General features: G+C 59.8%; 19 protein-coding genes. 13 read left to right on the top strand and 6 right to left on the bottom strand.

Features of this window, described 5'->3' with window-relative positions; genetic code table 11:
- Positions 1-199: 199 nt before the first annotated feature.
- A complete protein-coding gene (gene pdxT, locus DW112_RS08845) occupies positions 200-787 on the bottom strand; it encodes a pyridoxal 5'-phosphate synthase glutaminase subunit PdxT (RefSeq protein ID WP_117765938.1) in 588 nt (195 codons plus the stop codon).
- A gap of 20 nt (positions 788-807) precedes the next feature.
- Entirely contained in the window at positions 808-1698 is an 891-nt protein-coding gene (gene pdxS, locus DW112_RS08840) for a pyridoxal 5'-phosphate synthase lyase subunit PdxS (protein WP_118328794.1), read from the bottom strand.
- Between the two features lie 145 nt (positions 1699-1843).
- Here pdxS and DW112_RS08835 point away from each other — a divergent pair, with 145 nt between their 5' ends.
- A complete protein-coding gene (locus DW112_RS08835) occupies positions 1844-3259 on the top strand; it encodes a PLP-dependent aminotransferase family protein (protein WP_158567024.1) in 1416 nt (471 codons plus the stop codon).
- Positions 3260-3331: 72 nt separating this feature from the next.
- Here the strand turns inward: DW112_RS08835 and DW112_RS08830 are convergent, their stop codons facing one another.
- On the bottom strand, positions 3332-3895 hold the full coding sequence (locus DW112_RS08830) for a ferritin family protein (protein ID WP_070097113.1): 564 nt from the start codon (positions 3893-3895) through the stop codon (positions 3332-3334).
- Positions 3896-4148: 253 nt separating this feature from the next.
- Here DW112_RS08830 and DW112_RS08825 point away from each other — a divergent pair, with 253 nt between their 5' ends.
- From DW112_RS08825 to DW112_RS08790, 8 genes are all read left to right on the top strand, one after another.
- Positions 4149-5369: an iron-containing alcohol dehydrogenase gene (locus tag DW112_RS08825; RefSeq protein ID WP_118328793.1), complete on the top strand. Its 1221-nt coding sequence runs from the start codon at positions 4149-4151 to the stop codon at positions 5367-5369.
- An 8-nt stretch (positions 5370-5377) separates the two neighbouring features.
- Complete coding sequence (locus DW112_RS08820) at positions 5378-6757, top strand: aldehyde dehydrogenase (RefSeq protein ID WP_118328792.1); 1380 nt, start codon at positions 5378-5380, stop codon at positions 6755-6757.
- Positions 6758-7021: 264 nt separating this feature from the next.
- On the top strand, positions 7022-7201 hold the full coding sequence (locus DW112_RS08815) for a hypothetical protein (RefSeq protein WP_118065551.1): 180 nt from the start codon (positions 7022-7024) through the stop codon (positions 7199-7201).
- Between the two features lie 66 nt (positions 7202-7267).
- On the top strand, positions 7268-7813 hold the full coding sequence (locus DW112_RS08810; RefSeq protein ID WP_233545900.1) for a metallophosphoesterase: 546 nt from the start codon (positions 7268-7270) through the stop codon (positions 7811-7813).
- 73 nt (positions 7814-7886) lie between these two features.
- A complete protein-coding gene (locus tag DW112_RS08805) occupies positions 7887-8723 on the top strand; it encodes a PRD domain-containing protein (RefSeq protein WP_158551187.1) in 837 nt (278 codons plus the stop codon).
- A 339-nt stretch (positions 8724-9062) separates the two neighbouring features.
- Complete coding sequence (locus DW112_RS08800) at positions 9063-10511, top strand: PTS transporter subunit EIIC (RefSeq protein WP_117797677.1); 1449 nt, start codon at positions 9063-9065, stop codon at positions 10509-10511.
- Positions 10512-10588: 77 nt separating this feature from the next.
- Positions 10589-11353, top strand: a complete 765-nt coding sequence (locus tag DW112_RS08795) for a ChbG/HpnK family deacetylase (protein WP_117765952.1) — start codon at positions 10589-10591, stop codon at positions 11351-11353.
- A gap of 139 nt (positions 11354-11492) precedes the next feature.
- Positions 11493-13250 (top strand): DUF2130 domain-containing protein, encoded by a 1758-nt coding sequence (locus DW112_RS08790; RefSeq protein ID WP_117640539.1) that lies wholly within the window; start codon positions 11493-11495, stop codon positions 13248-13250.
- 79 nt (positions 13251-13329) lie between these two features.
- Here DW112_RS08790 and DW112_RS08785 read toward each other — a convergent pair whose 3' ends face one another.
- From DW112_RS08785 to DW112_RS08775, 3 genes are all read right to left on the bottom strand, one after another.
- Complete coding sequence (locus DW112_RS08785; RefSeq protein WP_117640540.1) at positions 13330-16011, bottom strand: RNA helicase; 2682 nt, start codon at positions 16009-16011, stop codon at positions 13330-13332.
- Positions 16012-16323: 312 nt separating this feature from the next.
- Positions 16324-17163 carry a tRNA (guanosine(46)-N(7))-methyltransferase TrmB gene (locus DW112_RS08780; protein ID WP_117797676.1) on the bottom strand — a complete coding sequence of 280 codons (840 nt, stop codon included), beginning with the start codon at positions 17161-17163 and terminating at the stop codon, positions 16324-16326.
- Between the two features lie 119 nt (positions 17164-17282).
- The gene (locus DW112_RS08775) at positions 17283-18155 is read right to left on the bottom strand and encodes a hypothetical protein (RefSeq protein WP_117640542.1); all 873 of its coding nucleotides are present in this window, start codon (positions 18153-18155) and stop codon (positions 17283-17285) included.
- A 267-nt stretch (positions 18156-18422) separates the two neighbouring features.
- Here DW112_RS08775 and DW112_RS08770 point away from each other — a divergent pair, with 267 nt between their 5' ends.
- From DW112_RS08770 to DW112_RS08755, 4 genes are all read left to right on the top strand, one after another.
- Positions 18423-19139 (top strand): helix-turn-helix domain-containing protein, encoded by a 717-nt coding sequence (locus DW112_RS08770; protein WP_117797675.1) that lies wholly within the window; start codon positions 18423-18425, stop codon positions 19137-19139.
- Positions 19139-20038 (top strand): DUF4097 family beta strand repeat-containing protein, encoded by a 900-nt coding sequence (locus DW112_RS08765; RefSeq protein ID WP_158566190.1) that lies wholly within the window; start codon positions 19139-19141, stop codon positions 20036-20038. The genes DW112_RS08770 and DW112_RS08765 overlap by 1 nt, the downstream gene beginning before the upstream one ends.
- 97 nt (positions 20039-20135) lie before the next feature.
- Positions 20136-22043, top strand: a complete 1908-nt coding sequence (locus DW112_RS08760) for an elongator complex protein 3 (RefSeq protein ID WP_117797673.1) — start codon at positions 20136-20138, stop codon at positions 22041-22043.
- On the top strand, positions 22044-22922 hold the full coding sequence (locus DW112_RS08755; protein ID WP_117797672.1) for a spermidine synthase: 879 nt from the start codon (positions 22044-22046) through the stop codon (positions 22920-22922).
- Positions 22923-22928 lie beyond the last annotated feature (6 nt).

The following is a 22928-nucleotide window of genomic DNA, read 5'->3' as shown; positions in this document are numbered from 1 at the left end:
AGCCCGAGACGGGCCCGGGCTGACAATTTCGACTGTAATGGACGTTCTTAAATAACTAGTCGTTTAAGGACGTCCCCAACGACTGCATAACGTGAGAGTGGATAATTTCCCGGTTTGGGCCTGTATTCGAGCTCAAAGTGGGAGATTATCCACTCTCGTCTATTAAGTGTCCGAAAATCCGCGCTCGTTTCGATTCCGCCTACATTTGTAGGAACAGTTCGTGGAGGCGGGTGTCTTCGTCGAGTTCGGGGTGGAAGGTTACGCCGAGCTGATTGTCTTGGCGGGCAGCGACGATGCGGCCATCGACTTCGGCCAGGGCCTTGGCGTCGCCGTGGACCTCGACGATGCGGGGCGCGCGGATAAACGTCAGCGGCGCTTCGCCGTCGATGCCGGCTACTTGCCCCTTGGTTCGAAAGCTGCCGAGCTGCCTGCCGTAGGCATTGCGCTCGACAAGTACATCCATGGTTGCCAAACGCGGCGTGCCTTTATCGTCATGGGCGGCAAGGTCGTGAGCCAGTAGAATCAAGCCGGCGCAGGTGCCCAGGACGGGCATGCCTTCAGCGATACGGGCGCGAAGCTCCTCGAGCATGCCCAGCTCATCAAGCAGCTTCCCTTGAACGGTGGACTCGCCGCCGGGAAGTACCAGACGGTCAAAGTCCTGCATCAAATCAGCCGCCTGCCTCAGCTCAATACAACGTGCGCCCAGCTCGGATAGTCTTGTCTCGTGCTCGGCAAAAGCGCCTTGGACCGCCAGCACGGCGACCGTCTGGCCTGCATAATCGCTCATGTGCGATCCTTTCTGCTGGACTAGCGTCCGCGCTCCTCCATGATGATCTCGATCTCGTCAGCGTTGATACCGACCATGGCCTCGCCCAGGTCCTCAGAAAGCTCGGCAATGAGCTTGGCGTCGGTGAAGTTTGCCACAGCCTTAACGATGGCGGCGGCGCGTTTGGCGGGGTTGCCGCTCTTAAAGATGCCCGAGCCGACAAAGACGCCCTCGGCACCCAGCTGCATCATCAGCGCGGCGTCCGCGGGGGTTGCTACACCGCCGGCGGCAAAGTTCACCACGGGAAGCTTGCCCGTGGCATGGACCTCGCGCACAAGCTCGACTGGAACTTGCAGTTGCTTAGCTGCCTCAAAGAGCTCGTCATCGCGCAGAACAGCAACGTCGCGGATTTGCTTTTGAATCTTGCGCATGTGGCGCACGGCTTGGACGACGTCGCCCGTGCCCGGCTCGCCCTTGGTGCGAATCATTGTGGCGCCCTCGGCAACACGGCGCAACGCTTCGCCCAGATCGCGGGCACCGCAGACAAACGGGACGTCAAACTGGGTCTTATCGATGTGGTAGACATCGTCGGCGGGGGAGAGAACCTCGGACTCATCGATGTAGTCGATCTCGATGGCCTGAAGGACCTGCGCCTCGACGATGTGACCGATGCGGCACTTGGCCATGACGGGGATGGAGACGGCCTCTTGAATGCCCTTGATCATCTTGGGGTCACTCATGCGCGACACGCCGCCGGCGGCGCGGATGTCGGCCGGGATGCGCTCGAGAGCCATGACGGCGCAGGCGCCTGCCTCCTCGGCGATACGTGCCTGCTCGGGCGTGGTGACGTCCATGATGACGCCGCCCTTGAGCATCTGCGCGAGCTCGCGATTGAGTTTGACGCGATCGGCCTTGCTGGTCTGTTCTGCCATTGTTGCTCCCTTGGTTGGCATGTGCATTGCTTGACGGAACATCCTATCGGGGAGCTGGGTATGGCGAAATACTCAGTTTTCGAGATAATAACAAGACCAGACTAATACCAGATTGAATGATTCGATAAGGTCAGGTGATAGGCTCGTGCTTGACTACAATTTGGAAAAACGCGGCGAAGCATCGCTCTATGAGTATGTTTACCAGCAAATTCGAGATGATATCGTAGCTGGACGCATTGCGGCGGGGGAACATCTGCCGTCTAAGCGAGCCTTTGCCAGTCATCTGGGAATTAGTGTCATTACAATCGAAAATGCATATAGCCAGTTGCTTGCCGAGGGCTATATTTGCTCAAAGCCGCGCCGTGGTTACTACGCGTGCGAGCTTCCCGATGCACCGGTTTTGGCTTCGGCTGCGGAGGGCATCGACCGAGATGACGCCTCCGTGGGCCCCAGCGCGCATGATGTCAACGGACAAGTCGAGCGATTCGACGCACTTTCTCCTTCCGCCTTGGAGGCGGCGCGGCTTTGGCAAAGCGCGCTACGGGCGACGCTGACATCCGAAGATGAACGTGAAATCTTTTCGACCGCGCCGGCACAGGGCACCGCTCGGCTACGACGCGCTATCGCTCACCATTTGCGTGGGACAAGGGGCATGAATGTCGACCCCGACAACATCGTTATCGGTGCGGGCGCCCAGTTGCTCGATACCATGTTGGTTCAGTTGCTTGGAGCCGACAAGGTGTATGCCGTTGAGGATCCGGGCTATCTGCGCCTGACGCGCATCTATCAGGCCATGGGTTGCGAAGTGCGGCATATCCCGTTGGACGGTGAGGGCGTGGACTTGAGCGCTCTGCAGAAAACTGGGGCGGATGTCCTTCACCTGATGCCGTCTCACCAATATCCGACCGGCCTTGTGACGAGCATTGCGCGTCGCTATGCCCTGCTGAGCTGGGCCGCCGAGCAGCCGGACCGGTATCTCATCGAAGATGACTTTGATTGTGAGTTTCGCCTTGCCGGCAAGCCGATTCCCGCGCTCGCGTCGATCGATGCCGCCCAATCGGTCATCTACACCAACACGTTTTCGAAGAGCCTTTCATCGGCGTTACGTTTGGCGTACATGGTGCTGCCCGATGAACTAATGGAGAGGTTTAAACGCAACCTTGGTTTCTACGCCTCGTCGGTAAGTTCTGTTGACCAGGTCGCTTTAGCGCGCTTGCTGGAATCGGGTGATTACGAGCGGCATGTGAACCGCGTGCGCGTGCGTGCTCGCGAGGCACGCGATGGCCTGGCAGCGCTTGTACGGAAAGCGTTTCCGGCAGGGGAGGTCTCGATCGAGCATGCAGACGCGGGCCTTTACTGCACTGTTGCCCTGGCCGAGGACAAGGCAGGGGAGAGTTTCGCGAAGGCTCTCGCTGACGCTCGTATTTCCTATGTCAACATCGCCGATTGCCTGTGGACGGGTGATCGGGCATCGACTAAGAACGCTCCATCTCGCGTCCTCATACAATACGACGACCTGAGCTCTCAGTCGCTCAGTGTTCTTCAGGAGCAACTGCAATAAGCCAACGAAAAGGCCCGAACCAATACGGTCCGGGCCTTCTTCGAGCTAGAGGTTATGTCTCAGGCAGTTGGCTTAGCCAAAGTAGCGCTTGAGCAGGCCAGCGAAAGCCTTGCCGTGGCGAGCCTCGTCGCGAGCCATCTCGTGCACGGTGTCGTGGATGGCATCGAGGCCAGCGGCCTTGGCGCGCTTGGCAAGATCGGTCTTGCCGGCGGTGGCGCCGTTCTCGGCCTCAACGCGCATCTCGAGGTTCTTCTTGGTGGAGTCGGTCACGACCTCGCCCAGAAGCTCGGCGAACTTGGCGGCGTGCTCGGCCTCCTCGTGGGCAGCCTTCTCCCAGTACAGGCCGATCTCGGGATAGCCCTCGCGATGGGCGACGCGAGCCATGGCCAGGTACATGCCGACCTCAGAGCACTCGCCCTCAAAGTTGGCGCGCAGGTCGGCAACGATGTCCTCGGAGACGCCCTCCATCTTGGCGACGCCCACGACGTGCTCGGCAGCCCACTCGAGCTGGCCCTCCTCCTGCTTCAGGAAGCGAGAGCCGGGAACGCCGCACTGGGGGCACTTGAAATCCTCGGGCAGCTGGTCGCCGTCGAACTCTTCCACATAACCGCAAACGGGGCAAACAAACTTCATGATTCGATCCTTTCGATCGATGGCGATGGTGCGCTCGTCCGGTCCCGTAAGGGCCCTCTCCGGACGTGCGTCTTGACGAGTTCTATTATCCATAAATGAGACCGAATGTGAAGCCTATTAGGAATGATTTTTAATAAAACAATTTAAGCATGTGTAGATGTTGATTGATTAACGATTGCTAGACCTCGTGCGACCTCCGATGAGTACAATCGGTCGAGCAAATGTTGACCAATCAACAAATGAAGGAGCTTCCTTTATGCATCTAGCCCGCCGCGCCTGGTGCCGAACGTATCAAACGGTTTTTCGCATCGCATTGCCGGTGCTGCCCTATACCGAGCCACGCATTTTAGAGCACGCTGAGGAAGTGCCCGCAGTGCTTCAAAAGCGTTCAATACACCATGTTCTTATCGTGACAGATCCCGGCATTGCCCGTCTGGGGCTCACGGCACCGCTCGAGACAGCGCTCGCGTCCAAGGGAATTAGCGCTGCGGTCTATGCCGAAACACGTGCGAACCCCACGGTCTCAAACGTGGAGGAAGCGGCATCTCTGTATCGAGAGAGCACCTGCCAGGCCATTATCGGCTTTGGCGGCGGTTCGGCCATGGACTGCGCCAAGGGCGTGGGCGCGCGCATCGCGCAGCCAAAGAAGCCCATCAACAAGATGCGCGGCCTGTTGCGTATCCATCGTCGCCTGCCGCTGCTCATCGCCGTTCCCACCACGGCGGGCACGGGAAGCGAGGTCACGCTTGCAGCGGTAATTACCGACGACGAGACGCACTACAAGTATCCCATTAACGACTTTGTGCTGATCCCGCGCTTTGCGGTGCACGACCCCGAGTTTACGCGCGGCCTGCCCGCCTCCATTACGGGGCAAACGGGCATGGACGCCCTGACGCATGCCGTCGAGGCCTTTATCGGGCGCAGCACCACGCCCTATACGCGCAAGATGGCGCGCCAGGCGGTGCAGCTCATCCACGACAATTTGCTCGAGGCCTATGAGTGCGGTGGCAACATGCGTGCGCGCCGCAATATGCTTTCGGCGGCGTATAAAGCGGGCGTTGCCTTTACGCGCTCTTATGTTGGATACGTCCATGCCATCGCGCACAGCCTGGGCGGGCGTTACGGGATTCCCCACGGCTTGGCCAACGCCATCATCCTGCCGCACATGCTTCGCGCCTATGGCGAAGCTGCTGCTCCCAAGCTCGCCGATCTCGCCCGCATGGCCGGCATTGCGCCGGCTAATGCGCTGGACAACGTGGCTGCTGAGGCCTTTATCGATTGGGTCGACCGCATGAACGCCGCCTTGGGCATACCCAAATATGTGACGGGCATTCGCCGCTCCGATATTCCACAAATGGCGGCCCATGCCGATGCCGAGGCCAATCCGCTATACCCCGTTCCGCTTCTAATGGACCGTTTGGAGCTCGAGCGTATGTACGAGGTCGTCGCGGGTGGTATGTTTGAGGGCGAGAATTAGGAGGGTCCATGAACACCGAGGAAATTGCGCGCATCGTCGGCGATCAGCGCGCCTACTTTAAGACACACGCCACGTTTGATGTCGATGCTCGACGTCGTGCGCTCGTGAGTTTACGCGATGCGGTGCGGGCCCACGAGGCCGATATTGCCCATGCGCTCAAGACCGATTTGGGAAAGTCGCATGACGAGGCGTATATGTGCGAGATCGGCACCTCGCTTTCCGAGATTCGTTATCAGATTGCGCATGTGGCTCGATGGAGTCGCTCGCGCCTGCGTCCGTGTGACCTCGCCAACGCCGTGAGTGTGTGCAAGACGCAGTCCGTGCCCTATGGCGTCACACTCATCATGGCTCCGTGGAACTACCCGTTTTTGCTAACGCTCGAGCCGCTTGCCGGCGCCCTTGCCGCGGGCAATACCGTGGTCATCAAGCCGAGTGCCTATGCTCCGGCATCGAGCGCGGTGCTCAGGCAGATTTGCGAGGAAGCATTTGATCCGCGCCTGGTGACGGTTGTAGAAGGCGGCCGTGCCGAGAACGAAGCACTGCTCGATGAGTGCTGGGACAAGATTTTCTTTACCGGTAGCGTTCCGGTCGGCAAGCTCGTCATGGAGCGCGCAAGTAAAAACCTGACGCCCGTGACGCTTGAGCTGGGCGGAAAGAGCCCCTGCATTGTGGATGCCACGGCAAACTTAAAAGTCGCGGCACGGCGCATCGCCTTTGGTAAATGGCTCAACGTGGGGCAGACCTGCGTGGCGCCCGACTACCTGCTGGTCGATACGCGCGTACACGATGAGCTGTTGGGCCTCATCAGGGAGGAGACCCGTCGCATGTTTGGCGAGCATCCGCTCGACAACGAGGATTACGGTCATATCGTCAACGCCAAGCATTTTGCGCGCGTGCGCGGGCTGATCGATCCCTATAAGGTTGTGCTTGGAGGTACCGCGCGCGAGTCGTCGCTCAAGATTGAGCCGACGATTCTAGACGGCGTGACCCCCGATGACGCCGTAATGCAGGAGGAGATTTTCGGCCCCATCTTGCCGGTGCTGACGTTTGAGAGCCTAGACGAGGCAGAGACGTTTATTGCGGATCGTCCGACGCCGCTAGCTCTGTATATCTTTAGCCAGGACCATGCGGCTCAGCAACGCTTTGTGCGTTACGTGCCCTTTGGCGGCGGCTGCGTCAACGACACGATCATGCATCTGGCTACGAGCCATATGGGCTTTGGCGGCATGGGCGCGAGCGGTATGGGGCAGTACCATGGCCGCGAGAGCTTCGATACGTTTAGTCACAAGAAGAGCATCGTGAACAAGGCAACCTGGCTCGACGTGCCATTCCGCTATGCTCCTTACGCAAGCTGGAAGCACAAGTTCGTGCGCATGTTTGTGCATTAGAATCAGATGACATAGGGATAAACAAAGTGGCCGTCCCCGCGTAAGCGAAGACGGCCATTTCTCACGATGAAAACGTGTATCGGAGTTGGCAAGACCCGCTGTCACGGGTGCCATCCGTGTTCCTATCTTATCTGCAAGCGTTCCGTTGCGCAAGCGTTGCGGCAAACGATTGAAAGACACGGACGGGGTGAATTTGTGTCCGCACGAACCCGTAGACTTCTCAACTATGTGGTGGATACTCGCTAATCGGTGATGGAGGCGGTCATGTTTGATGACGATGACCTGTTCAATCTGGTAGACGATCCGTTTGAGTGGGATTCGCTGCTCGATGACGATGAGTTGGAGCAGGACCGCAAAAAGCAAAAGGATAAGAACGCCCGGGGTAAAGGTTCGAATAAAAAGGACAAGCGCCGCCGAGGTCTGTTCGGTGGGCTCTTTGGGTAATTGTCGCATCGCTGCGTCTGTATACTAGACAGGTCTTATACGCGTTGCGAAATGAGGACAGAGACGATGATGTGGTTTACCGCCGACCTGCACCTGGGCGATACGAATATCCTGCACGACATGGATCGACCGTTTGACTCGGTCGAGGAGATGAACCGCCGTGTCATCGATGCCATCAACGAGTGCGTGGCTGTGGACGACCGCCTTTATGTCCTGGGAGACTTTACGTATCGATTGCCCATGGTGGAGGCGGTGCGCCTGCGCGAGCGCATCGAATGTCAGAACGTAACGCTCATCTGCGGTAACCATGACGGCGACTGGGAAGATCCAGACGCGCCGCACATTTGGGATGAGGTGCGCGATTATCTGGAGGTCGCCCCCGGTTACGCTAAGGGCCATCGCCTGGTAATGAGCCATTACCCCATGCTCAGCTGGAACGGCAAGGCGCGTGGCGCCATCATGTTGCACGGGCATATCCACAGCAGGGGAGACCGCACCAACGCGCGCAACCGCGATCGCGAGCGCCCCATCTTTCGCTATGATGTCGGCCTCGATGCCAACGAGTACAAGCCCGTAAGCCGTGACCAAATCCTAGGCTTCTTTGGACTGTAGCTGTAAGTGCAGGTAGAATGAACGCGCCGCGCGGATGGTCTGTGCGGCGCGTTTCAGTAGGAGCGATGAATCCATGAGGGCTATCCAGCGCATTAACCATAACGCTGCCATCTGCGAAGACGGCGCGGGGCGTCAGCTTATCGCGCTGGGTCGTGGTATCGGCTTTGGCGATATGCCGCATGAGGTCGACCTGGATGTCATCACGCGTACCTTTTACGGCATTGATTCAAAGTACCTGGCGTTTATCGATGAGGTCGATCCCGAGGTGCTGGAGTTTTCTGCTCAGCTGGCCGATATCGCGACCGGACAGCTTTCGTACGAATTGAGTCCTAACCTTCCCATTACATTGGCAGACCATATTCAGTTTGCCATTAAGCGTGCCCGCGAACACATGGTGGTGTCGTTGCCGCTTGAGCGCGATCTTGAGCAGCTGCATCCCATCGAATACCGCTTGGGCGAGCTGGCTGTTCGCGGTATCCAGAAGAGCTTTCATGTGCGCATGCCCCGAAGCGAGGCCGCGGGCATTGCCATGTCGATTGTCAACGCATCGGTTAAGCCGAGCGAGCGGCGCGTGCTTGCCGAGCAGCACGAGGAGCGACTGCTCGATATGACGGTCGCGATTATTCAAGAAGAGTTGGGTGTGACGGTCGATCGCTCGTCGTTCGCCTTTGCCCGCTTTGCCACTCATGTGCGCTATCTGCTCGACCGCGTGGCAAAGAAAGAGCCGATCGATACCGAGAACTCCGGTCTTTACGACGTGCTCGTGGAGCAGTATCCGGCGGCATCGCGTTGCGCTCACCGTGTCGACGATCTGATTCAAGAGACCTTTGGCGAGCCATTGGCCCAAGAGGAGCTCGTCTATCTGATCATGCATGTGAATCGCGTGGCTTCTGTCCACTCGGATAAATAGGCTCTCTGGTATTTCCTTTCCGTCATGGCGACCGTTCGCGGGTCGTTTGCTACCGTTCGTCGGTAATCTGAGCCGCAACGAACGCATCTGCCGCATATACTCGCCGTGTGTTGGGTGTTACTCACGGCGCAGCTCCGAGAGGCACTACCGATTCTGCCGAGGCCATAATTGGGTCTCTGTCGGTTGTGCGCGGGGCTTTTTCATGTCGATCCACCCGGGAATCACATGCAAATCAATCTCTTGCCAACTGATGTCGCGCGCTGCGCAGGCGCGAGCGGAATTGTGCGTCTTGGTGCCGTGAAGTCCCACGGCCTTTAGTTGGAAGAGAAGGGATTCGACATGGCTGTCGATAACAAGAAGATTGCCGAGGACGTGCTTGCTGCCGTCGGCGGCGCCTCCAATGTGACGAACGCGACGCACTGCATGACCCGCCTGCGTCTGAACCTCAAGGATCAGTCCATTCCCAATGACGATGAAGTAAAGAAGATCAAGGGCGTGCTGGGTGCACAGTGGTCTGGCGGCCAGTATCAGGTCATCATTGGCCAGAACGTGCCGAAGGTCTATGACGCCGCCATTGCGCTGGGCGTCAAGGGCGAAGGCTCCATTGACGAGAACCTCGATGACGGCATCAAGGAGCCACTGACGGTCAAGACTGCGGGCAAGAAGGCCCTTAACTACCTGTCCAAGACAATGTGCATGACGATCCCCATTATCATGGGCGCCGCCATGTTCCGCACACTTGCCGTACTTTGCGGCGACGGCATGCTCGGTATCTGGTCTGCTGATTCCGACATCTACAACTTCTTCTACAACTGGATTTACAACGCAGGCTATTATTTCCTCCCTGTTTATCTGGGTTGGGCTGCCGCAAAGCAGCTCGGCTGCAGCCAGCCGCTCGGCATGATGCTCGGCGGCGTGCTCATTGCCCCTGAGTTCATGACGCTGGTCAACGCTGCGGCGGATTCGGGTGCTACGACCACGATGGTTTACGGCGCGCTCCCGGCTCAGCTGAACAACTATTCTGCGACCGTGCTCCCCATGCTGCTGTCTATGCCGGTGCTGATGGTCGTCGAGAAGTTCATGAAGAAGATCATCCCCGACATGCTCTCCACGGTGTTTGTGCCCGTGTGCACCATGGCTGTGATGACCCCCGTTTCCCTGTGCGCCCTAGCTCCGATTGGTTCCATTCTGGGCGACCTGGTCGGCAACTTTATGTTCGGCCTCGGAAACGCTGGCGGCATCGTCACGATCCTCTCCCTCGTCGCCATTGCTGCGCTTTGGGAGTTCCTGGTTATGACCGGTATGCACCAGGTTCTGATTGCCCTCGGCATTGTGCAGGTGCTCACCTCAGGGTCTGACTCCTGCGTTATGGTCGCGGGTGCTATCGCTCAGTTCGCCACGTGGGGCATGGCCTTCGGTGCCTTCCTGCGCCTTAAGGAGGTCGACGAAAAGGGCGCTATGCTTGGTTTCTCGCTCTCCGGCATTGTCGGTGGCGTGACGGAGCCCGCGCTGTATGGCTGCGGCTTTAAGTATACTCGCTGCCTGGGTGCCATGGTCGCGGGCGGCGCTATCGGCGGCCTGATCGCGGCTCTCACTAATGTGACCACGTATGTTTTGGGCGCAACTAATATCCTTGGTATTACAGGTTATGTTGCAGGCGGAACTGCTAATCTCGTATGGGGCTGCGTTGCATCGGGCACTGCATTTGTTGCCGCCGCTGCCATCGCCTACTTCTTTGGCTTTACCAAGGAGCAGCTCGACGAAGACGCTGCTGCCGCCAAAGCCTAAAGCATCCGTTCGGTAGGACAATTATCTGGGGCACTTGGCTGCGCTTCAAGTGTCCCTTTCCGTAGATGGGGGTCAATATGAAGCAATTGCTCATTCGTGCCGACGATATCGGTTATTCGTATGCCGTTAACCTGGGGATTGCCCGCAGTATCAATGAGGGCCTGGTGCGCTCGGCGGGACTTATGCCCAATATGCCCGAGGCCGAGCGTGGCTGGTCGCTCGTGGCGGATGTCGGCATTGCGGTGGGTCAGCACACCAACGTGTGCCTGGGCAAGCCGTGTGCCGACCCGGCGCTCATTCCGAGCATGCTCAACGAGAACGGCGAGTTCCATAGCAGCCGTACCTTCCGCGATCATTTTAAGCGCGGCGAGGAGTTGATAGACTTCGACGAGGCCTGCATCGAGATCCGCGCGCAGCATGACCGCTTTGTCGAGATCGTGGGCCGCGAGCCCGATTACTTTGAGGCCCATGCCGTCATGAGCAAAAACCTTAACCGAGCGATCTCGGCGGTTGCTCAGGAGCTGGGCCTTAAGGAGCAAAAGGCGAGCTTCGACCCCGCGGCTGTGGTGCATTGCGGAGATACTGATCTGCGCATGGTGATGCGCTCGATGGAGCCGGGCTACGAGCCCAAAGAGGCAATCATGCAGACGGTTCGCGAGATGGTGGACGGCGAGACGGTCGTCTTTGTGTGCCATCCGGGCTATCTCGATCGTTTTATCCTGGAGAACAGCTCGCTCACGACCGACCGCACCAAGGAAGTCGATGCGCTGATCGACCCCGAGCTTCGCACTTGGCTTGAGTCTCAACCTGATCTTCGCCTGATCGACTACCGCGACCTGTAAGGACCCAAGTCACCACAAAGGGGACAGTCGCCTTTGTGGTGGTTCTGGCGCCGTTGCCATTATGGCGGCGGCGTCTTTTTTGTCCGTGCGGCGCGGTAGAGTGTAGGCGGTTGAAATTTGCGTCCATCGAGGAGCTGCCATGAACGAGATCAAGTGCCCGCATTGCGGCGAAGTGTTTAAGGTCGATGCGTCCGGCTATGCAGATATCGTCAAACAGGTGCGCGATGCCGAGTTCTCGCGCGATCTTGATGAGCGTGTGAAGGCGGTCCAGCGCGAGGGCGAGCAGGCACTGGAGCTTGAGCGCTCGCGCTCGACGGCTGCTTTGCAAAAGGCAGAGTCTCAGCGCGACGCTCAGCTTGTCGAGCAGAAGAACGCTGCAGCTCAGCAGCTGGCACAAGAGGTTGCCAAGCGCGACGCTGAGCTTGCCGAGCTGCGCGCCAAGCTCGAAGGCGCTGCCGCAGAGCGCGAGAGTGCAAGTCAGCGCGCGGCGGTTGAGGCCCGTTCCGATGCTCAAAAGGAGAATGCCGAGCTTCAGCGCGAGATCGACAATTTACGTGCGCAGTTGGAGCGCAAAGATGATGAAGCCAGGCTTGCCGAGGCGGCGGCACGCAATGCTGCTCAAAACGACCTGTCCGCGCGCGACGCTCAGATTGCCGAGCTGCAGGCCAGGATCGCCGCGGCGGACAAGGCCCAGGAGATGGCGCTTGCCGCTGCCGCGGCAGAGTCGCAGCGTGAGCTCGATGCCGCTCGCAGCGAGGCCGAGCGCGCGCTTACTGACTATCGCGCGAAGGTGCAAGAGAAGTTTTCCGCCGCAAAGGCTCAGTCCGAGCAAGAGGCCGAGGGCCTGCGTGCCCAGCTGCGCGAGCAGGAACTGATGGCAAAAATGAACCTGTCAGAGGCGGTCGCCGCGGCGGAGCGAGAGCGCGATGAGGCACGTGCCAAACTGACGAGCGAGCTGGCGGTGCGCGATTCTCGCGAGGAGCAAGCCAAGGCGGCACACGAGCTCGAGCTTGCGCAGGCCAAGCGCGCGAGCGATGACCTGATTCGCTACAAGGATGAAGAGATTGAGCGCCTTAAGGACATGAAGGTTCGCCTGTCCACCAAGATGGTGGGCGAGTCGCTCGAGCAGCACTGCGAGACCGAGTTTAACCGTCTGCGCATGACGGCGTTTCCCAATGCGTACTTCGAGAAAGATAACGATGCATCCGAGGGCACCAAGGGAGACTTCATTTTCCGTGAGTGCGACGCGAGCGGCAACGAGGTCATTTCGATTATGTTCGAGATGAAAAACGAGAACGACGAGACCGCGACCAAGCATAAAAACGAGGACTTCTTTAAGAAACTCGATCACGATCGTCGCCAGAAAGGCTGTGAGTACGCGGTGCTCTGCACACTGCTCGAGCCCGAGAGCGAGCTCTATAACGCAGGAATCGTGGACGTGAGCTACCGCTACGAGAAGATGTACGTGATCCGTCCGCAGTTTTTTATTCCCATGATTACGCTGCTGCGCAACGCCGCCATGGGTTCATTGCGCTATAAACAGGAGCTAGCGGAGTACAAGCAGCAGAACATTGACGTCACGAACTTCGAGGCCAAGATGGAGAAGTTCAAGAATGATTTCGGTCGCAACTACGAGATCGCGAGCCGCAAGTTCCAAACGGCGATTGATGAGATCGACAAGACGATTAGCCATCTGCAGAAAACCAAGGAGGCGTTGCTGTCCTCCGAGAACAATCTGCGCCTAGCCAACAAGAAAGCCGACGATCTTACCATTCGTAAGCTCACGTGGGGCAACAAGACCATGAAGGCGGCGTTTGACGAGGCGCGCGGGGCTGCGTCAGAGACAAACGATAAGCCGGCCGAGGCGGATTCGTATGAGGTCGAGGATGCCGAGTAAGGCATAGCGTATAGTGCAAAAGCGGGGCCGCTGGCGATATTGCCAACGGCCCCGCTTCGTTTCGTTCCAGTATGTTCGGCTAGTCCTCGAGCAGGTCCTCGATAAAGCCGACACGGTAGATCTTGAAGATGACCTCGCCGCCGTCCTGCGTGGCGTCCAGATCGACATCGCCCATGATGCCAAAGTCGTGGTCGCCATCCTCGTCGGCAAAGATCTGGTGCACGTGCCATACGTGCGTGGTCTTCTCGTCGGACTCGTCGATGGAAAACATCGCGGCGCTGCGGGCATCTCCGTCGGTGAGGATCTCCTCATGCTGCTCGTGGTAAGCGTCGAGCGCTTTTTGCCAGCGGATCTCGCTCATGCCCCAGTCGTCGTCGAGCTCGCCCAGGTCGCGAACGTGCTCGCGGGCGGCAAGGGTCACGCGGCGGAAGAGCGCGTTGCGCACCAGCAGCGTGCAGCCGCGGCGGTCCGCCACGACCTCGTCGATGCCCCGCGGCGGCGCAGCATCGAGGGCTGCCGGGTTGCCGGCGTTCTCCCACTCGTCCACCAGGCTCGAGTCCACCGAGCGCACCACAAAGCCCAGCCACGAGATAATGTCGCGCAGGCGCTCGTCGCGCTTCTCGATGGGCACGGTGCGGTCGAGTGAACGGTAAGCCTCTGCCAGGTAGCGCAGCAAAATGCCCTCGGAGCGGGCGATGCCGAGCTTTTGAATGTAGCCCTTAAAATCGCTCGCGCTTTCCAGCATATCGCGCAGAACGCTCTTGGGAGAGAGCTGATAGTCGTTTGCCCAGGGCACTTCCTGGCAGTACTTGTCGAAGGCGGCATCGAGCAAGTCCTCGAGCGGTTTTTCGTAGGTGACATCCTGGATGCGCTCCAGGCGTTCCTCATATTCGACGCCGTCAGCCTTCATTTCGGCCATCGCGCGGTCCCGCGCTGCGCGCTCCTGAGCGCGCAGCACCTGCTTGGGATCCTCGAGCGTTGCCTCGACCATCGAGATGAGGTCCATGGTATAGGTCTCGCTCTCGGGATCGAGCAACTCCAGCGCGGCAAGCAAAAACGGCGAGAGCGGCTGGTCGAGCGCGAAGTCCTCGGGCAGATCGACCGTCAGCGCATAGTCAATATCTGGTGCGGTGTCAGTCGGGGCATCGGGTGCGGGTGGCACCTCGGTGCGAACGACGACGCCGGAATCGATGAGCGTGGCGAAGATTTCGTCGGCGCGAACCTCGAGCTTGGCTTTTTCTTCGGGGGTCTGCAGGCTTGTCTCGATGAGGTCGTGCACGCGGGCGCGAGCGTCACCGCCCTGCTCGACCACGCTAATCACCATGGAGTGTGTGATGCGAAGGCGCGGCTTGAGCGTTTCGGGCTGCGTCTCGATCAGGCGCTCAAAGGTCTGCTTGTTCCAGGTGACAAAGCCCTCGGGGGCCTTCTTCTTTTTAATCTTGCGGAGTTTTTTGGGGTCGTCGCCCGCCTTGGCCATGAGCTTGGCGTTCTCGATCTCGTGCTCGGGTGCCTCGGCAATCACCATGCCCTCGGTATCGAAGCCCGAGCGGCCGGCGCGACCGGCAATCTGATGGAACTCGCGGGCGCGCAGGCGACGCATCTTGTAGCCGTCGAACTTTGTGAGCGCGGTGAGGACCACGGTGTGGATGGGCACGTTGATGCCGACGCCGAGTGTGTCGGTGCCGCAGATGACGGGCAGTAGGCCCTGCTGCGCCAGGCGCTCGACCAGCAGACGATAGCGCGGCAGCATACCGGCGTGGTGCACGCCGACGCCGCAGCCGAGCAAACGCTTGAGGATCTTGCCGAAGGCCGTCGAGAAGCTCGTTCCCTTTGCCGCTTCTTTGATGGCTTCGCGCTGCTCCTTGCTGGCGATGCCAAAATTGGCGAGCGACTGTGCCGTCGCAAGGGCGGCATCCTGGCTAAAGTGCACGATGTAGAGCGGGGCCTCGCCGCGGCGCATCGCGAGCTCGACGGTGCCCTCGAGGGAGGTCGTCACATAGTCGTAGCTCAGCGGCACAGGGCGTGGGGCATCGACGACCAAGTCGCAGGTAGCGCCGGTGTGTTCCTCGAGCGAGGCGGCAATCGCGGTGACATCGCCGAGCGTGGCGCTCATGAGCATGAATTGCGTGTGAGGCAGGGTGAGCAGCGGCACCTGCCAGGCCCAACCGCGATCAGGGTCGGCAAAGTAGTGGAACTCGTCCATGGCGACGCAGCCAACATCGGCATCTTCGCCCTCGCGCAGTGCGTCGTTGGCAAGGATCTCTGCCGTGCAGCAGATGACGGGCGCCTTGGTGTTGATATGCGTGTCGCCGGTGATCATACCGACGTTATCGCGGCCGAGCACCTGCACCAAGTCGAAAAACTTCTCGCTGACCAGAGCCTTGATAGGAGCTGTGTAGTAGCAGCGCTTGCCTTGCGCCATGCCCATAAAGAGCATACCTAGCGCGACAAGCGACTTGCCCGAGCCGGTCGGCGTGCCCAGAATGACGTGATCGCCGGCGGCTAGATCCATGAGGGCCTCTTCTTGGTGGTCCCACAGCTCAATACCGCGATTGCTCGTCCATTCAAAGAAGCGCTCGAAGGCCTGGTCGGGCGTGAGCCACGGTTCGGGCTCGCTGCCGTCCTCGGGCTCCCACCAGGTGGGGGAGAGCGCACCGAGTGAGCCGAATTCGGCTTCGGTTCCCGTGCCGCCCGAGAATGAGCTGGCGGCGCCGGCGCCAGAGACGGTGCTGGCGGCGGTATCTATCGTGGTCTGTGCCATGTGGGGGTACTTTCTCTCGCCGTTTGTCCGCCATCCATTATGGCGTAGCGGCGGTGCGGGGCGCCAGCGCGAAAGAAAATGCAGGAAATGGGCGTTCTGCTCAGCCGTTTGGTGCAGTTGTCAGCTAAGTGAGTAGACTTTTTGCAATATCGCGAGCACATGACTTTTGCGCAAGGGCTCTACCTGCGGTTTTATTTCTTCCTATGCGGGTTGTGCTTGGCTATTGCAAAAAAGTCTACTCACTTAGGTTTGAGGGTCGTTCATCGGTGCCTATTTGTGCTTGCTCGCTGGCGTAGCGACCGCCAAAAGCCCCTAGGACTCTTGCGGCAGGCGCTTCTTGCCTTTACGGGCGCGGTTTCTAAAGTTCTCGACGGCCTCTTCCATGCCGAGGGGCACGTAGGTGAGCTCATCGAGGTTATCGGGCAGGTAGCAAGCAAGACTTTGCTCCTGCATGCGACCCGCTGTGAGCTGTTCGTCGGTGGGCCGCGCGCCGGGTGTGGCGCAAATGCCATAGACGACGGCACCCATCTCGCGCGTGCGGCATTCGTATTCGGTCTCGGGATGCTCGGGATGGTCGCGGCGGACGTCGTCGCTTACCCAAAGCGTGTCGTAGCCGGCCGCGGCAATCTGCCCCAGGGCGTAGTCGCGCAGCGGTTTGCTGTCGGTGCGCAGCGTGACGGTGGCGCCGGCTGCAAAGAGCGGGCGGTAGAGCATCAGATGGTCGACATGGACGAGCCGTTTTTTGGCGTACTTGGCCTTGGGCTGCGGCGTGGGAAAGTTGATGGTTATGGCGTCGAGCTCGCCTGCGGCAAACAGCTGCGGCAACGTTGCGGCGCCTCGGGGCAGGACGAGTGCGTTGGATAGCTCCTGCTCGCAGATTTTCTGTGCGGCATAGGCGATGCAGATGGGCTCCTGGTCCATGCCGATAAAGAACGTGTTTGGCTCGCGGGCCGCGCGCTCTACAAGGTACGTTCCCTTGCCACAACCAAGATCCAGATGAAGGTATTCGAAAGGCTTGCTGCCTGCGGGCGCACAGGCCTCGCGCCAATCTCCGGCATAGGCCTCGGGGTTCGTCTCAATCGCATCGGCGTAGCGCTCCAAGCGCTCTTCGAGCACAAAGTTCTTAGGCGTGCGGACGTGGACGGCTCCCATGAGGCTCCTTGGTCATAAGTATGGAACGCATAGCTGCGCGTTCCGTCAATGGGTTGAAAAAAGGGTGGGCATGGTTTGCCCGAAAGACGCGGTGCGGCTCGACGGCGAGTCGCCGATGCCTACAGACGCTTGAGAATCACATAGCGGTTGAGCTCGCCGCTGCGACCGTCGGCATGGAAGCGCTCAAGCTCGCGCACGGGGACCTCGCCGCTCTTGTAGAACGTACGGACGCCGCGCACCAGGTCGGTGATCTGCTGATCGTCAAAGTGATGGCAATAGCGGTAGGCGTGGCGGTCGTTTTGCCAGCCAATGAGATGGTCGCCGGCTTCAAACTGCGCGGAATCGTAACCCTCAAACGGCGGGGTGAGCTCGGCGCGGGCCTCGGCACGAACGGCCTTGCACGCCATGCGCTCGTCGTTCATAAACTCCCAAAAGCTGATGGCGATGATGCCGCCTGGGCGCGTCTGGCGCACCAGGGCGTCGAGCACGCGTACGCGGTACTCGCACGACGGCACGTGGTGCATAAATCCAAAGCAGACCGAGATGTCGGCGAGCGGGGCGTCGAAAAGCACGTCGGGTGTCTTGGCGGGGTTGAGCTTCATGAGGGCGTCGAGCACATCGAGTTCCTGGAAGTGCAGGTTGGGAATGCGCAGGGCGTGGCCACGTGCATCGATGGCCAGGTCCTGGCATGAGTCGACGCCATAGAACTCAAACGGGCAGCTGGCGTCTGCCGAGGGGTTTGCGCCATCGACGCCCTTGGCGGCAAGTGCGCCGCCGGCGGCAAAGTTCTCGAATCGCATGTTTCCACAGGCAAGATCGAAGACGCGGACGGGATGCTCGATCGTGGCGACGTCGAGCTGCTCGAGCGCTATGTCCATAGTGCGCACCCAGCCGGGCCACGGTGCCTGGCGCGTATCGGAGAAGGAGGCGGAGTGCTCGCGATAGAACGTATTGTTGAGCTGAATGAGCGATGAGGCGAAATCGCGGTTCACGGCGCGGAACTCCCTCCGTTGGCGGTGCGGAATAAACAGTACGACCATACTACCGTTAACGCCGCAACGGGGACAACCGAGCTGCGGGTCATTGCTTTGTTTGGACACATTTCCGCAGCTCATATATGCCCGCAACCGCCGGTTGTCAAAAATCTCACTAGAATAGGTGGCATGCTTTTGGCGGTGGCGGATAGATTTTTAACTGTGCAAGGCGCCTTAAGAACAAAAACGGTCCGGCGGCACGGCTGGCATCGCATAGGAGGAACCATGAATGTAGAAACTGCGCAGCGGCTCGCCGACCTTCGCCGCAGCAAGGGTTTTAGCCAAGAAGGGCTGGCGCGAAAGCTGGGGCTGTCGCGCCAGGCGGTCAGTAAATGGGAGCGCGCGGAGAGCTCGCCCGATACCGAGAACCTGATCTCGCTCGCCAAACTCTATGGCGTGAGCCTGGACGAGCTACTCAATCCGAGCGATGAGATCGAGGACGATATCGAGTTTGAGAACGAGGACCGTGCCCGTCAGCGCGAGGCCGAGGCGGCAGAGCGCGCCCGTACCCATGAGGCGGCGGCACGCGCAACCGAGGCGGCAACACAGGCGAGTGACGCCGCCGCCAAGGCGGCGCAAGCGGCAAGCTGGAGTGCACAGGCCGCCAATGCCGCTACGGCGCAGGTGACGAGTGGCGGCGCAGTTGGCTCGACTCCGGTGAAGGGCCCGTTTCAGTCGTTCCCGTATTGGGCCGTGTGCTGGCTACTGTTCTTTTTGCTGATGTTCCTGTTTGGTGCCGGCCCCTTTGCCGCACTGATCTTCTTTACAATCCCCATCTATCACTGGGTGGCGCGTGCGCTTGATGGCGATTGGGCGCGTGGGGATATCCAGGTTGGTTCGGCGTCGGTGGCAGCTAGGGCTCAGAATGTTTCCGCTGCGGTTGACGCTGACGTGGCCACCGCGGCCACCGCTGAGCCGATTTCCAAAGAGGGTGATGAATGATGAAGCTTTCGCATGAATCCAAGGTGCGCTTGGGCGTTGGCGTCGGAGCGTTTGTGCTCATCATCGGGCTTGTCTTTGGCATTTCGCGGACATTGATTCATTTTGATGGTCCGTGGGATCTCGACGATGTTGTATCCGGCTTGTCCAGTATGGACGATGTGGTTGACGACGACGATTTTATGAACGATGGCGGTAAATATTCCGCTCAGCCTCAGCAGCTTTCGAGTGCGACCTTTGATGCCGATCAATTTCGCTACCTCGATTTCGATATCGCCGCGGCTACGGTGGACGTCAAGGTTGTTGATGACAACAAGGTCCGTGTTATCGAGCGGGGACGCGTTGCCAAGGGCGTGGATGCCTCCAAGGCCGCGACGCAAAACATCGCATCCGTTGAGGACTCGACGCTCAAGGTTTCCCGATCTGGAAGTGATGACGGTAAGGCAATTGACCGCTCGGTTACGGTTGAGCTGCCACGCCGTGTTGCCGAACATCTGAAGGGGATCAACGCACACGTGGGCTCGGGTGATCTGCAGATTGCCGGTGTCATCTGTGATGGTCTTGACCTTTTCCTGGGTGCGGGAGATGTAGAGTTTACGGGCAGCGTGACTGATGCGCTCAGTGCTGAGGTCGGTTCGGGCGATGTGACGTTCGAGCTCTACCAGGCCCCCGCGAAGTCGATGGACGTAAGCGTGGACTCGGGCGATGTGGAGATAACGGTTCCGAACTCTACGGGCTTTACGGCGAGCCTCACCGTGGGCAGCGGCGACTTCGAGAGCGGTTTCCTTCCGCTTGGCTACGATGGCGAGACCATATTGAATCTTGAATTCGACAACGGTGATAAGTCTGCCACGTATCGTTTTGAGGTTGGTTCGGGTGACATGTCGTTTGATCCGGAGTGACATGCGGTTTTCGGAGATTGGTGCATATAGGCATGCTCTTTGATGAAGGCGCCGAAGCCGAGATCGGCTCCGGCGCCTTTGCCTTTACAATGGGGGCATGGAACAGATTATCTTGAACATACTCGAGGCTCTGCGTCGCGGCGAGACCGTGGATGACAAAGCGCTCGTCAAACTGATACATGCCGAGGCGCGCCGTGAGGGTGCCGACAAACGTGATTTGGCCAAGCGCCGTCTGCTGCCGTTCTACCAGCGGGTTAAACGTGAGGAGCCGGCTCGGTGGGCTGCGTGGAATGTCGATTCCGATCTGGAACGCCAACTGCTGCAGGTGCTGCGCATGAAGCCGCGCCGCACGGCTTCGGGCGTGGCGACCATTACCGTCATCACCAAGCCCTGGCCATGCTCGGGCGATTGCCTATTTTGTCCCAACGATCTGCGCATGCCCAAGAGCTATCTGCACGCTGAGCCGGCGTGTGCCCGTGCGGAGCAAAACTGCTTCGATCCGTATCTGCAGGTGAGCGCTCGTCTGACCGCGCTTTCGCAGATGGGGCATGCGACCGACAAGATAGAGCTCATCGTGCTCGGTGGTACCTGGAGCGACTATCCGCAAGGGTATCAGGCATGGTTTATGTCGGAGCTCTTCCGTGCGCTCAATGACGATGCCGTCGCCGGCGTGGCGGCAAACCCCATGTTGGCGCGTCCGGGCATCAGCCGTGCCGAGGCAGGGCGCCTGCTCGATGATGCTCCCGCCGATGCCCTGCCGCCGGTGGTAACAGAGCGCCGCGAGCGCTATCGGGCTGCCGGCATTGCGACAGACGAGGCCAAGCTCGCTGCCGGCGTTGCCGACGAGCAGGGGCGTGTGGATGCTGCCGTGGGCGGCTATAACCGCGCGGTGCGTTGTCTGTACGGCCCCGGCACGCCGTGGGGCGAGGTCGCCGAGTGGCAGGCGGCAACGATGGAGGAGCTTGAGCAGCAGCAACGCATCAACGAGACGGCGAAGCATCGCGTGGTGGGACTCGTTATCGAGACGCGCCCCGATGCTGTAACGCCGCAGGCGCTCACGCTCATCCGTCGTCTGGGCTGTACCAAGATCCAGATGGGCATCCAGAGCCTCGACCAGCATCTGCTCGATATCAACGAGCGTCGCATTTCGGTGGCGCAGATCGAGCGCGCGTTTTCGCTTGCGCGCCTGTTTGGCTTTAAGATCCATGCGCATTTTATGCTCAACTTGCTGGGCGCCACGCCCGAGGGTGACAAGCGCGACTACGAGCGCTTTATGACCGAGGGCGCCTTTATGCCCGACGAGGTCAAGGTCTACCCGTGTGCGCTCATCGAGGGTTCGCGCCTGGTGGGCTGTTACGAGCGTGGCGAGTGGCGCCCCTATACCGAGGAAGAGCTGCTCGACGTACTGGCCGATGACATCGTGGTGACGCCGGCGTTCTGCCGCATCAGCCGCATGATTCGCGACTTTAGCTCCGACGACATTATGGTGGGCAACAAGAAGCCCAACCTGCGTCAGCTCGTTGAGAACCGCCTGGCTGCTCGGGGTGACGGTGCGACGGTGCGTGAGATTCGCTATCGCGAGATCAGCACGGCGGGTGCCGACCTGGGCGAGTTGACCCTTGACGAAGAAGTGACGTACGAGACGCCGGTGACGCACGAGCGCTTTTTGCAGTGGGTGACGCCGCAGGGCAAGATTGCGGGCTTTTTGCGGCTGTCGCTGCCCGATCGCGCATTTGTTGCCGCGCATGCGGACGAGTTGCCGACGACGCCGGACGAGGCGATGATTCGCGAGGTGCACGTGTATGGCATGGCGGCGCGCGTGGGGGATCAAGGCCAGGCAGCCCAGCACCATGGGTTGGGACGGTCGCTGGTGGAGTGTGCGTGCCATATTGCTCGGGACGCGGGCTATGCGCGCATCAACGTGATCAGCGCGATTGGTACGCGCGAGTACTATCGCCATTTGGGTTTTTACGATCATGGCCTTTATCTGCAAAAGGAGCTCTAAATGAACAAGCCGAGTGTTTCTGCTGGCGTCGTTGCCGGCGTTGCTCTGGGAGCCGCGGCGCTTGGTGCGGCCGCCGTCGCTGTTCGTGCTGCCTGTCTGCAGGTTGCGCGAACCCGCAATGGGTTGGCGCGTGTGAAACGCGTGCACGATGAGGGCGGCGATGAGATTCGCGTGTTGGTGCAAGGCGGCGTCTACCAAAGCGCAAGCTACGTTGGCGAACGTTGGGCGGAGCCCGTCTTTGCGTACTATCGTGCGTTTGACGACGTGTTTGAGGCCGAGGGCGCAATGCGTGACGCTTATGGTCATGGCATCGACCGCATGCTTATGCTGGGCGGCGGCGGGTTTGCCTATCCCAAGTTCGCGCTGATGTTGCATGAGAGTTTGCGCATGGACGTCATTGAGTACGATGCCGAGATTACACGTCTAGCGCGTCGTTGGTTCTACCTAGACGAGCTGGAGCGTACGGCGGGCGATCGCCTGCGGGTGATTACCGCCGAGGCGCGTTCGTACCTGGGCGTGACGAGCGTGGGGCATCGTCGCTACGACGTGGTCGTGAGCGATTGCTTTGGCGGTGCCGAGCCCGTACGCGAGCTGGCGACGGTTGAGGCGATGCGTTTGGTGCGGGGCAGCCTGAACCCCGGCGGTATCTATGCGGCCAATATCGTGAGCGCGAACGAGGGGAGCGACGTGACGTTCCTGCGCGATTGCGCAGCCACGGCGCTCGAGGTGTTCGCCCATGCCTGGGTGGTCCCGTGTGGCGATGCGGAGTTCGGTGGCGAGGAGAACTACCTGCTCATCGCCAGCGACGGCGACTACACCTTTGCCGAAGCCGTGCCCTTCGATGCTGACTTCCTCGGCGCGGCCCTCCACGACAAGTAAGTCTCC

The sequence above is a fragment of the Collinsella sp. AM09-41 genome, assembly GCF_003473245.1.
Classification (GTDB): Bacteria; Actinomycetota; Coriobacteriia; order Coriobacteriales; family Coriobacteriaceae; genus Collinsella.
Note: the sequence above shows the minus strand (reverse complement) of the source record. Positions and strands in the feature narration are given on the sequence as shown.

What these genes read in the sequence shown, in the direction of transcription:
- pdxT (WP_117765938.1), bottom strand. Translation starts at nt 787, where the DNA reads ATGAGCGATTATGCAGGCCAGACGGTCGCCGTGCTGGCGGTCCAAGGC.
- pdxS (WP_118328794.1), bottom strand. Translation starts at nt 1,698, where the DNA reads ATGGCAGAACAGACCAGCAAGGCCGATCGCGTCAAACTCAATCGCGAG.
- DW112_RS08825 (WP_118328793.1), top strand. Translation starts at nt 4,149, where the DNA reads ATGCATCTAGCCCGCCGCGCCTGGTGCCGAACGTATCAAACGGTTTTT.
- DW112_RS08820 (WP_118328792.1), top strand. Translation starts at nt 5,378, where the DNA reads ATGAACACCGAGGAAATTGCGCGCATCGTCGGCGATCAGCGCGCCTAC.
- DW112_RS08815 (WP_118065551.1), top strand. Translation starts at nt 7,022, where the DNA reads ATGTTTGATGACGATGACCTGTTCAATCTGGTAGACGATCCGTTTGAG.
- DW112_RS08810 (WP_233545900.1), top strand. Translation starts at nt 7,268, where the DNA reads ATGATGTGGTTTACCGCCGACCTGCACCTGGGCGATACGAATATCCTG.
- DW112_RS08805 (WP_158551187.1), top strand. Translation starts at nt 7,887, where the DNA reads ATGAGGGCTATCCAGCGCATTAACCATAACGCTGCCATCTGCGAAGAC.
- DW112_RS08800 (WP_117797677.1), top strand. Translation starts at nt 9,063, where the DNA reads ATGGCTGTCGATAACAAGAAGATTGCCGAGGACGTGCTTGCTGCCGTC.
- DW112_RS08795 (WP_117765952.1), top strand. Translation starts at nt 10,589, where the DNA reads ATGAAGCAATTGCTCATTCGTGCCGACGATATCGGTTATTCGTATGCC.
- DW112_RS08790 (WP_117640539.1), top strand. Translation starts at nt 11,493, where the DNA reads ATGAACGAGATCAAGTGCCCGCATTGCGGCGAAGTGTTTAAGGTCGAT.
- DW112_RS08785 (WP_117640540.1), bottom strand. Translation starts at nt 16,011, where the DNA reads ATGGCACAGACCACGATAGATACCGCCGCCAGCACCGTCTCTGGCGCC.
- DW112_RS08780 (WP_117797676.1), bottom strand. Translation starts at nt 17,163, where the DNA reads ATGGGAGCCGTCCACGTCCGCACGCCTAAGAACTTTGTGCTCGAAGAG.
- DW112_RS08770 (WP_117797675.1), top strand. Translation starts at nt 18,423, where the DNA reads ATGAATGTAGAAACTGCGCAGCGGCTCGCCGACCTTCGCCGCAGCAAG.
- DW112_RS08765 (WP_158566190.1), top strand. Translation starts at nt 19,139, where the DNA reads ATGAAGCTTTCGCATGAATCCAAGGTGCGCTTGGGCGTTGGCGTCGGA.
- DW112_RS08760 (WP_117797673.1), top strand. Translation starts at nt 20,136, where the DNA reads ATGGAACAGATTATCTTGAACATACTCGAGGCTCTGCGTCGCGGCGAG.
- DW112_RS08755 (WP_117797672.1), top strand. Translation starts at nt 22,044, where the DNA reads ATGAACAAGCCGAGTGTTTCTGCTGGCGTCGTTGCCGGCGTTGCTCTG.